The organism is Collinsella sp. AM29-10AC, assembly GCF_003469085.1.
Classification (GTDB): domain Bacteria; phylum Actinomycetota; class Coriobacteriia; order Coriobacteriales; family Coriobacteriaceae; genus Collinsella.
This window is the reverse complement of the sequence record NZ_QSKB01000004.1, coordinates 86,076-96,653: the sequence shown is the minus strand read 5'-3', so window position 1 is coordinate 96,653 and position 10,578 is coordinate 86,076. Positions and strand designations below refer to the sequence as shown.

General features: G+C 60.9%; 8 protein-coding genes. 5 read left to right on the top strand and 3 right to left on the bottom strand.

The window, feature by feature from the left end; all coding sequences use genetic code 11:
* Positions 1 to 433: 433 nt before the first annotated feature.
* Both DW754_RS02535 and DW754_RS02530 read left to right on the top strand, forming a co-directional pair.
* The gene (locus DW754_RS02535) at positions 434 to 1,513 is read left to right on the top strand and encodes a Gfo/Idh/MocA family protein (RefSeq protein ID WP_117758819.1); all 1,080 of its coding nucleotides are present in this window, start codon (positions 434 to 436) and stop codon (positions 1,511 to 1,513) included.
* Between the two features lie 3 nt (positions 1,514 to 1,516).
* A complete protein-coding gene (locus DW754_RS02530; RefSeq protein WP_117758820.1) occupies positions 1,517 to 2,263 on the top strand; it encodes a DeoR/GlpR family DNA-binding transcription regulator in 747 nt (248 codons plus the stop codon).
* 398 nt (positions 2,264 to 2,661) lie between these two features.
* Here DW754_RS02530 and DW754_RS02525 read toward each other — a convergent pair whose 3' ends face one another.
* Together DW754_RS02525 and DW754_RS02520 are read right to left on the bottom strand one after the other, a co-directional pair.
* Entirely contained in the window at positions 2,662 to 3,321 is a 660-nt protein-coding gene (locus tag DW754_RS02525; RefSeq protein ID WP_233508892.1) for an RluA family pseudouridine synthase, read from the bottom strand.
* A 15-nt stretch (positions 3,322 to 3,336) separates the two neighbouring features.
* Positions 3,337 to 5,832 carry a U32 family peptidase gene (locus DW754_RS02520; RefSeq protein WP_117758821.1) on the bottom strand — a complete coding sequence of 832 codons (2,496 nt, stop codon included), beginning with the start codon at positions 5,830 to 5,832 and terminating at the stop codon, positions 3,337 to 3,339.
* Positions 5,833 to 6,132: 300 nt separating this feature from the next.
* Between DW754_RS02520 and DW754_RS02515 the strand changes: the two genes are divergently transcribed.
* Positions 6,133 to 6,510, top strand: coding sequence for a RidA family protein (locus DW754_RS02515; protein WP_117758822.1), 378 nt, complete (start codon positions 6,133 to 6,135; stop codon positions 6,508 to 6,510).
* A gap of 112 nt (positions 6,511 to 6,622) precedes the next feature.
* On the opposite strand, the gene DW754_RS02510 is transcribed toward DW754_RS02515, so the two are convergent.
* Complete coding sequence (locus tag DW754_RS02510; protein ID WP_231500731.1) at positions 6,623 to 7,279, bottom strand: transcriptional regulator; 657 nt, start codon at positions 7,277 to 7,279, stop codon at positions 6,623 to 6,625.
* Positions 7,280 to 7,631: 352 nt separating this feature from the next.
* On the opposite strand from DW754_RS02510, the gene DW754_RS02505 reads away from it, so the two are divergent.
* Both DW754_RS02505 and ssnA read left to right on the top strand, forming a co-directional pair.
* Positions 7,632 to 9,026, top strand: coding sequence for a uracil-xanthine permease family protein (locus DW754_RS02505; protein WP_055252519.1), 1,395 nt, complete (start codon positions 7,632 to 7,634; stop codon positions 9,024 to 9,026).
* Between the two features lie 195 nt (positions 9,027 to 9,221).
* Entirely contained in the window at positions 9,222 to 10,577 is a 1,356-nt protein-coding gene (gene ssnA, locus DW754_RS02500; RefSeq protein ID WP_117758823.1) for a putative aminohydrolase SsnA, read from the top strand.
* The last annotated feature ends 1 nt before the right edge of the window (position 10,578 follow it).

The following is a 10,578-nucleotide window of genomic DNA, read 5'->3' as shown; positions in this document are numbered from 1 at the left end:
CCTTTTCTCGAACCTTAATTTCAAAGTCCAAGAAATGGGATGCAGTTCAAATGAGTGGGTTAGCCGTTGGGGAAGGTCCTTCGCGGGCAGGGCGATCTTCATGGCGTTCCTAGGGTCCTTTCGACCGATATCTCCTGTGCAAATCTTCGGCCTGAGACGTATCGGGGATCAACCTACTGGATGCATCAAGCATAGATTCTCATCCGCCTAAGAGCCAATATCGGTCGCGCGTCGTGCTCTGTAAATTGCATGCTTGCGTGTCTGTGCGCGTTCTCTTGCGTTCTATTGCGCACTACCGCGTATATATGTGCCGTTTTCGGGACAATAATGACCGTTTAGCGGTGAGATACGCACAAACGCGCACAGACGCGCGTGTTTGTGCGAATATAGAGCTGTCAGAAAGCAAGGCGTTCTATGACACAGGAGGCACATAATGGCAGATTCCAAGCAGGCTCCGCTCGACGCGGCGGCAGCCGCCAAAGCAGCGTTCGCTTCGGTCCAGGACAAGCCGTTCCCCGACGATATCTTTACGGCCCCCGAGCTTCGTTGGGCTGTGATCGGTTGCGGTGTTATCGCCAACCAGATGGCTCAGTCTCTCGCCCTTGCCGGCCGCAAGCTCGCGGGCGTTGCCAACCGAACGCTGTCCAAGGCTCAGGCTTTTGCTGAGCAGTATGGCGTTGAGAAGGTTTATGACACGGTCGAGGACCTTTACGCCGATCCGGGCATCGACGCCGTCTACATCACCACCCCGCACAACACTCATATCACCTATCTGCGCGCTGCCCTGGCAGCCGGCAAGCACGTGCTCTGCGAGAAGGCCATTACCCTCAATTCCGCTGAACTCGATGAGGCCCGTGCCATTGCCGCCGAGCACAACGTGGTCCTTATGGACGCTACCACGGTGCTCCACATGCCCTTGTATCAAGAGCTGCGTCGCCGCATGGATGCCGGCGAGTTCGGCCGCATGAACCTCGCTCAACTCAACTTTGGTAGCTACAAGGAGTACGGCGACCTGACTAACCGCTTCTACAACCGTAGTCTTGCCGGCGGTGCCATGCTCGATATTGGTGTGTATGCCCTGTCCGTCATGCGCCTGTTTATGGCGAGCCAGCCCGCCGAGGTCGTGTCTCTAGGCAACACCTGCGAGACTGGCGTCGATGTTGCGGGCGGCATCGTCTGCCGCAATGCCGAGCAGCAGCTGGGCGTCGTGAGCCTTACGCTTCACTCCAAGCAACCCAAGCGCTCGGTCATCAGCTTTGACAAGTGCTACATCGAGGTCAACGAATATCCGCGCGCCGATCACGCGACCATCGTGTGGACTGCGGACGGCCACCGCGAGGAGGTCCACGCCGGCACCGAGGCTTACGCCCTTTGCTATGAGATGGCCGATCTTGAGAAGGCCGTTGCCGGCGACGACTCTAAGCGTGAGCTTCTGGGCTATGCTTCTGATGTTATGGAGCTGATGACCAAGCTACGCGCCGACTGGGGAGTCGTGTACCCCGAGGAGGAGTAAGCGATGCTAGCGGAAGATAGGCTCAACGCGATCGTGTCGATGGTTCAGCAGACCGGCTCGGTTACCGTGCCGGAGCTTGCCGAAGCCCTGGGCGTGACGGCGTCTACCATTCGGCGCGACCTGCAGACGCTCGACCGAGCACACCGTATCGCCAAGGTGCACGGAGGCGCGACAAGTCTGGAGCGCGCGCACGTGACGCGCGACCTAACGCTTAATGAGCGCAGCGATCTCCATAACGACGACAAGGAACGTATCTGCGCCCGTGCGGCGGCGCTGGTAGAGCCCGAGAGCTTTGTGTACATCGATTCGGGTTCGACGACGCTCAGGCTCATCGAGCATCTTCCGCATCTCGAAGGGGTCACCTATGTGACTGATTCCGTGCTCCATGCTCAGCATCTCGCTTTGCGCGGTATGCGTACCGTGGTGCTGGGCGGCGAGCTCAAACCCGAGACCGAGGCGCTCGTTGGCCCCGATGCCTTGGCAACTCTAGACCGCTACAACTTCAACTGCGGCTTTTGGGGCTCTAACGGCATTGCCGCCGAGCAGGGCTTCACGGCGCCCGATATCGAGGAGGCACAGGTCAAGCGCATCTCGATGCGCCATACGGCCAAACGCTTCGTAATCTCTGATGCCAGCAAATTTGGCATGGTGGCACCCGTCAAGTTCGCGGACTTCCGCGACGCGACGATCATCACCGCGGGCGAGGTGCCTGCCAAGTACCAGACGATGGACAACGTCATCACGGTCTAGCGGCGGGGCAAGGCCAAAACCACCACAAAGGGGACAGGCACCTTTGTGGTGGGTCAATGGAAAAGCGGCAACGACCATCCCGGGCGCTGCCACTTTTGTTGTCTACCGGTTTATCTAAATCTGTAACAACCAGACCGTTAAAAGCAGGCTAGATGTTACAGATCGAGATACTTACGAACCGCGCCGTCCCTTTGTCTCAATCTGTAACATCTGGGACTGATTTTGCCGAGTTACTGTTACAGATTGAGATTATTCCCTTGAGGGGATTCGAATGTCTCGATCTGTAACAGATAGACCGGAAAATGGGTTCTAACTGTTACAGATCGAGACGTTTTGGGACCGCGGCTGAGCCATCGCGGCAAAACCATCATAAAGGTGCCTGTTCCCATTGTGGTGGTTTAGGGCTCCCAGGGGCAAGGGGCTTCGATGTGGATGTGCTCGCCGGTTACGGGATGCGTAAAGGACACGCTGTGGGCATGGAGCATGAGGCCGCAGGGGCGCGGCGTTCCGTACAGGTCGTCGCCAACCAGGGGATGATGCTCGCTTGCCAGGTGCACGCGAATCTGATGCTTGCGGCCGGTGAGCAGCTCGACATCAATATACGAGCGCGTGGGCAGGCCGCGGCGGCTCTTAAGGCGCTTGAGTACCTTGACGCGCGTCTGAGATGGCTTGCCGCTGGCGCCAACGCGCATCTTGCGGCTATCGTGGCGGTCGCGGGCGATAGGCTTGTCGATGAGCTTCTCGTTCCAGTCGATTTTGCCCTCGGCGAGCGCCAGATAGTGCTTTTCGAATGCGTGGTCGATGACCATCTGGTCAAAGGCGGGCTGCGTCTGCTTGTCGAGCGAGAACAGCACCACGCCGGTGGTGTTGCGGTCCAGGCGATTGAGCGGCTGCATGTCGGTCGCGGCAAAGCCGTCGCCCATCGCCAGCAGCAGGTCGCTGGCGTAGTCGGTAAGTGTGCGCTCGCCGGTGCCGTCACCGTGGACGATCATGCCGGCGGGCTTGTCGATGGCCATGAGCCAGGCGTCGCAGTAGAGGACTTGAGGTTCTTCGTTCACGTGTAAGCCTTTCGGTTAGCTAATTCCCACAAACATGCAGCCCGAGGTGGCCCCGCGCAGGCGGGCGGCGGGCTTACGGCCGGCCTGCGCGGCCTCGACGGCGCGACGGACGCGTGCGACGGCGCGGCCCAACTCATCCGTCTCGAGCAGCGTGCCGTCCACCATAAGACGACGGACGCCGGCGTCGAGCAGCTGTGGCACCTGCGGCGTGAGGTCGATGGGGTAGGCGTCGTACAAGCGAGAGCGGCCATGGATGTCGGTGCGCACGGGCATGACCTTGCCGTCGATATTCTTGAGCGACAGCTTGCGGGCGCGCAGACGGCAGTTGGCGCAATCGTGGATGCAGCCATTGGCCACCTGCAGGATGCAGTGCTCGCTCGTCATAACGCGCGGGCGGCCGAACACGGTGATGCCCAGGGCTGCGGGCGCGGAGGTGCCAAGCGAGACGATCTCGTCGAGCGTGATCTCGGGCGAGAGCCAAAACGCGCCGGCTCCGCGCTCGGCAAGTGCCTCCATGCAAGGGGTGTTGTGCACGGGCAGGCAAGAGCGGATCTCCGCCGTGGCGCCAACCTGGGCGGCCAGGGCAAGCTCAGAGATGTTGCCAATAGCGACCGTGGCGCCGGCAACAACCCACGGGTCGACGCGTACGTGGTCAACGGCGCGGCAGACCTCGTCGAGTACGGGTACGATGCCCTGCTCAAGCGCATCGGCGGGGGAGAGCTCGGCCGCATCGAGCGCGTCGGTGGTCATGTAGATGCGCGTTGCACCCTCGGCGCGAGCGGCCTCGGCGGCCTCGAGCGAGGTGACGGTGGCGCAGATCTGCGGCTCATCGCGGTAGTGCTCGGGCGCGGGGCGGGAATCACTGGTGACAATCGCCGGCAGCTCGAGCGTGCGGGCACGCTCCTCGTACGGCGCCAGAATGGCCTTTTCCAGCGCCTTGCAAGCGGCGGTGCGTACCTTGTGCACAGCGGAGAAGCCCATGCCGCAGCCTTCATCGAGCGCCACATCAAAGCTCGCGGCCTCAAAGGGAGAGGAGCCCATGCGGCCCACATGCTCAACCAGATCGGATGCCTCGACGGCGCGGGTCTTGGCAGCCTCGACGGTAAAGCCCGTGGCCGTGGCCGTAAGCGATGGGGCGTCGCAGCAGGTGAGCGTGACGACAAACGGTTCGCCCAAACGCGCCACAACGGTTACATCAACGGCGCGGCGGCGCAGCACGTCGCGCTTGAGCGCGGCGCCGGCGGCGTCGATGGCGCGCTGGCTGCGGATGATGCGCACGCGGCAGCCCTCGGGCATGCTGCGGGGCACGCGACATTCGATGATGTCACCGGCGGCGGCATCATCGGTAGCGATAGTGGTTAGGAACTGATCGAACTCGTCGTCGTGGCGAAGTTCCAACAAGTCGCCCTTGCCCACGGGCTCAAACAGCTCAATGCGGGCGATGGCGGCGCGGCGACGACGATCGTCGGGTTTGAGCCCGCGCACGTCGCGGTTGGCCAGGCGGCTGCCCAGTACCGTGCCCACAATCTGGCCGCGGTTGTTGGAGCGCTCGTAACTCATCATCTCGTCGCCCGAGGTGCCGTCCTGATAGGCGTGCGTAAAGTCGCGGTTAAAGCAGCGCTTGAGTTGGCGCTGGCGAGCGGCGTTCTCGTGCTTATCTACGGCGACCCCGGCCAGCATGTCATCGATTTGATGACGATACACATCGACGATGGAGTACACGTAATCGGGCGCCTTCATGCGGCCCTCGAGCTTGAGCGATGCGGCGCCGGCGTCATACAGACGGCGAACGAGCTGCGAAGTGTTGGTGTCGCGCGGGCATAGAGCGCGCTCGCGTCCGGCAGGGGAGAGCGCGCGGCCGTTCTCGTCGATCAGCTCGTAAGGCAGGCGACAGGGCTGAGCGCACATGCCGCGGTTGGCCGAGCGGCCCGCCATGGCAAAGCTCGATAGCAGGCACAGGCCCGAGTAGCAAAAGCAGATGGCGCCATGGCTAAAGACCTCAAGGTCCACATCGGGCGCGGCATGGTGAATGGCGGCGATCTCGTCGATGGAAAGCTCGCGCGAGAGGGTCACGCGGTCAGCGCCCTGCTCGCGGCACCAGATGGTTCCACGGTCATCATGGATGTTCGCCTGGGTCGAGATGTGTGTCTCGATGCCGGGCATGGTGTGCTTGACCTCAAAGAACAGGCCCCAGTCCTGGATGATAAAGGCGTCGGCGCCCAGCGTGGAGCAGCGGTGGATGAGTTGCAGTGCGTCGCCCAGCTCGGACTGCTTGATGACGATGTTGACCGTGACATAGACGCGCGAGCCGGCCAGGTGTGCAGCACGGCAGGCCTGCTCAAAGGCCTCGTCGGTAAAGTTCGTTGCCTTGCGGCGGGCGTTGAAGCTGCCCATGCCACAGTAGATGGCGTCTGCCCCGGCAGCGAGTGCGGCGGCAAAGGGTTCCGGGCCTCCGGCGGGGGCCAAGAGCTCGGGTCTGCGGTTGGTGGTTCGACTGGCGGTTGCGGTCATATCCTGCCTTTCAAAATGCTCAGATACTCAAAAGTATAGTGGCGCTGGCGCGACAGGCGATGCCCGTGGTCCAAGCGGGATAAAGTCTTCAGCAGCTTGGGGTGGCTGCCACAGAACAGAACCGTTCGGCGGTTCGGAGAAACCGTTGGGCGATAAATCTTTCTCGCACAATAATAAAATTCTTGCACAGCGCGAAATCCTTGGTTACTATCCCAATCAAGCGCGGTGTTCAGACCGAACTGTGCCTCCCGGTGTGAACACCGCGCTCACGCTCTCTCAACTGATCGTAAGGAGAAAAACATGAGCAAGACCGTCGTGTCTTCCGATAACGCACCCGCAGCCATCGGACCGTATTCCCCCGGCATCCAGACCGACAACATGGTGTTCCTGTCCGGCCAGCTGGGCATCGACCCCGCAACCGGCAAGCTGCCCGAGGGCGTCGAGGCCCAGGCCAAGCAGTCCCTCGCCAACGTCGAGGCCCTGCTGACCGCTGCCGGCGCCACCTTTGCCGATGTCGTCAAGACCACGGTCTACCTGGCCGACATCGCCGACTTCGCCGCCGTGAACGAGATCTACGCCTCTAAGTTCGAGGCCCCGTTCCCCGCGCGCAGCGCCTTCCAGGTTGCCGCCCTTCCGGCTGGCGGTCTGGTCGAGATCGAGGTCGTCGCCGCTCTCTAAGGCGTTGGCCACAACTAAACATGACATGCAAAAAGACCCTGCAGCGCGTGCGAGCTGCAGGGTCTTTTGTCAAGTGACGGATCGCTTATGGAGCCGCGCTCCATTTTGCTTGTTAGCCTTCCTTGCGAACTTTTTGTAGGTAGCGGTAGACGCTGGGCTCCGAGATGCCGAGTGCGGTCGCGGCGCAGGCAACAGCGCCCTTGAGCATAAAAACGCCGTTGCCGTTAAGGTGGCGAATAACGTCCACACGATCGGCCTGCCCGAGCGAGGCGACATCCTGCCCGCGGCTTTCGAGCAGCTCGGAAATACTGCGGTCGATGAGCTCCTGTGTAGACTCCGAAAGACTTTCAACCTCGATAGACGCGGGCTCCGCCTGCCTTGGCACAGCGTCGAAGCATGCCATGAGCTGCTGCGCCATGGCGTTGATGGAGCGCACGGTCGAGAGGTCGGTGTTGACGCAGAGCATACCGACGATCTCGTTATCCTCGCGGATAAAGTACGTCGCGGACTCCAGTGTCTTGCCACCGGCACCGCGCCCCTCGTAGCCCGTAATAAACGGCAGGTCGCGATACTTGGGGTCGTGCATGATCTTGAGCGCCAGATCGGTGGCGGGACCGCCGACCTTACGGCCGCTTACGATGCCGTTGCGAATATCGACGATGGCATGGTCGGGATCCGAGAAATCGTGCAGCACGATTTCGCTGTTTTTGCCGAGTATCTGCTCAAGGAAATCGACCATCGGCAAAAAGCGACGTACGGTCTCGTTCACGGGCAACTCCTTGGGATGAAATCGGAAATGTTCATAACAATTTTTTCTCATGGTAACACGGTGTCTATTGACTCGCATATTCGCAGGTACATTGCGTAATACGGACGAGCGGTAGGAATTTGGCGGTAAACGGTCGACCAAAAGAAAAGTTAGATGTTATTTTGACAAGACACTTTCCTGACCTGCGGAAATGCATAATCCCAGCTCAAGAACAGTCTGATAACAAAAAATTATTATTGAGAATGAGAAAAATCTTTAATACGATATGCAACGAAGGCACAACCTCACCCCCGCACTGCGTCACAATAGAGCGTTAGATGCGAAAACAACTACTTCGAGGATTGGTGGTCAAATGGCCCAGGAGACGGTTACGAACGGCACTGAAGCCCTGTTCACTCGCGAAGGCATGCCGCCCGTTAAGGAAATGATCCCGTGTGCCCTTCAGCACGTACTGGCATCGTTTGCCGGCATCATTACCCCGGCGGTCATCATGGCCGGCGTCTACGGCTTTAATAGCCAGCAGAGCACCGACATCATCCAGGTCGCGCTCATTCTTTCGGCGATCGACACGGCCCTTCAGGCCTTCGCTCCCTTCCGCCGCATCGGCGGCGGCCTGCCCATCGTCATGGGCGTCTCGTTCGCGTTCCTGCCGGCCCTGCAGGCCATGGGTGCCTCGGGCTTTAGCTTTGGTGCGCTGCTGGGCGGCGAGATTGTCGGCGGTGCCGTCGCGGTCCTCTTTGGTCTGGCCTACAGCAAGATTAAGTGGCTGTTCCCGCCCGTCGTGACCGGTACGGTCATCTTCTCCATTGGCGTCTCTCTCTATCCCACGGCCGTCAAGTACATGGCCGGCGGTATGGGTACGCCGCTGTGGGGCACTCCGCAGGCCTGGTGCGTCGCTCTTATCACCTTCGCCGTGGTCTTTGCGCTCGCCAACTTTGGCAAGGGCACGCTCAAGCTGGGATCCGTGTTCTTTGGCATGATCGTTGGCATGATCGTTTCGATCCCCTTTGGCATGATCGACTTCTCCAGCGTCGCCACCGCTCAGGTCTTCGCCCTTCCCAAGCTCATGCCCTACGCGCTCGAGTTTGACCCCGAGGTCTGCATCACCCTCGCCGTCGTGTTCCCCATGGTTGCCATCCAGGTTATCGGCGACGTCTCCGCCGCCTGCCTGGGCTCCATCGACCGTATGCCCACCGAGCGCGAGCTCTCCGGCGCTATCGTGTCCCAGGGCCTCACCTCTATGGTCGGCGGCCTGCTGGGCGGTCTTCCCACCAGCGCCCTTGGCCAGAACGTGGGCATCATCTGCTCCAACAAGGTCGTCAACAAGTGGGTCTTTGTGATCATTGCGGCCGTCTTTGCCATCGCCGGTCTGTTCCCGCAGCTCTCTGCCGTCCTTTCCGCTATCCCGCAGCCCGTCATCGGCGGTGCTACCGTGGGCGTGTTTGGCACCATCACCATGAACGGCGTGCGCATGTTCACCCGCGAGGGCCTCACGCAGCGCACTACCACCATCGTCGGTACCTCCGTCGTCTTTGGCCTGGGTATCTGGATGGCCAGCGGTTGCCTTGCCGGTGAGGGTATGCCCGCCTGGGTGTCCACCGTCATCGGCTCCAATGCCGTAACCCCCACCGCCATCATGGCCATCGTCCTTAACCTGATTCTTCCGCAGACGCCGGTCGTGGCTCAGCACATCGATGCTGCCAAGGACGCTGCCGTGGATCTGGTCTTGCCCGAGAGCAAGAAGTAGCCAATTCGGTGCTATTCGTCGGCGGGCGCATCGCCTCGTCCGCCGACGTCATGCGGCGCCAAGCCGCACTTCAAAGGGTTTGTCCCTTTGGTGAAGCGTTGACGGGAGAGGGCCCGTTTCCGGTGTAGGCCGGCGCTTCGCACTCCGCCATGTCAGAGGTGTCAAACCCCGCCCCTGATGTTGAAGGGAGCATCCATGCTTCTGGTCGCTAACGGTTCTGTCTTTACCCGCAATGCTCAGACCCCGTTCATTCCAAACGGTGCGGTCGCCATTGACGGAGATACGATCGTCGAAGTGGGCCCCGAGTGCGAGCTCAAGGCCAAGTACCCGGATGCCGAGTACGTCGACGCCCGGGGCAACCTCATCATGCCCGGACTCATCAACTGCCACACCCACATCTACTCGGGTTTGGCCCGCGGCCTTGCCATTAAGGGCTGTAACCCTACCAACTTCCTGGAGAATCTTGAGCAGCAGTGGTGGAAGATCGACGACAACCTGACGCTCGACGGCACCAAGGCCAGCGCCTATGCCACGATTCTTGACTCCATCCGCGATGGCGTCACCACGATCTTCGATCACCATGCGAGCTTCTGCGAGATTCCGGGAAGCCTCTTTACCATTAAGGATGCCGCTCAGGATCTGGGCATGCGTTCGTGCCTGTGCTACGAGGTCTCCGATCGCCGCGGCCAGGAAAAATGCGACCAGGCCATTGCCGAGAACGCCGAGTTTGCCCAGTGGGCCGCCAAGGAGCGTCGCGATAACGACAACCACATGATCGCCGCCATGTTTGGCGGACATGCCACCTTTACGCTGTCGGACGAGACCATGGACAAGATGGCCGAGGCCAACAACGGCCTGACCGGCTTCCACATCCATGTGTGCGAGGGCATGAACGATGTGTGGGACTCCCGCCTCAACCGCGGCGGCATCAGCCCCGTCGAGCGCCTGCTGCAGCACAATCTGCTGGGTCCCGACACCATGCTCGGCCACTGCATCCACGTGACGCCTGCCGAGATGGATATCGTCAAGGAGTCCGGTACCTGGCTCGTCAACAACCCCGAATCCAATATGGGCAACGCCGTGGGCTGCGCCCCCGTGCTCGAGTTCTTCCGCCGCGGCATCCCCGTGTGCATGGGCACCGACGCCTACACCCACGACATGCTCGAGAGCCTCAAGGTCTTCCTGATCATTCAGCGCCACAACGCCGCCATGCCCAACGTGGGCTGGTGCGAGGCCATGACCATGCTGTTCGAGAACAACGCCAAGATGGCCAGCAAGTACTTCGATCGCAAGCTCGGTGTGCTCGAGGCCGGCGCCGCTGCCGACGTCATCGTTATGGACTACAAGCCCTTTACGCCGCTGAGCGAGGAGAACATCGACGGCCACATGCTCTTTGGCATGATGGGCAAAAACTGCCGCACCACCATCATCAACGGCCGCGTCCTGTACAAGGATCGCGAGTTCGTTGGCATTGATGAGGACAAGATCAACGCGTGGACCATGGCCGAGTCCAAGAAGCTCTGGAGCACGCTCAACGATCGCGCCTACTAAT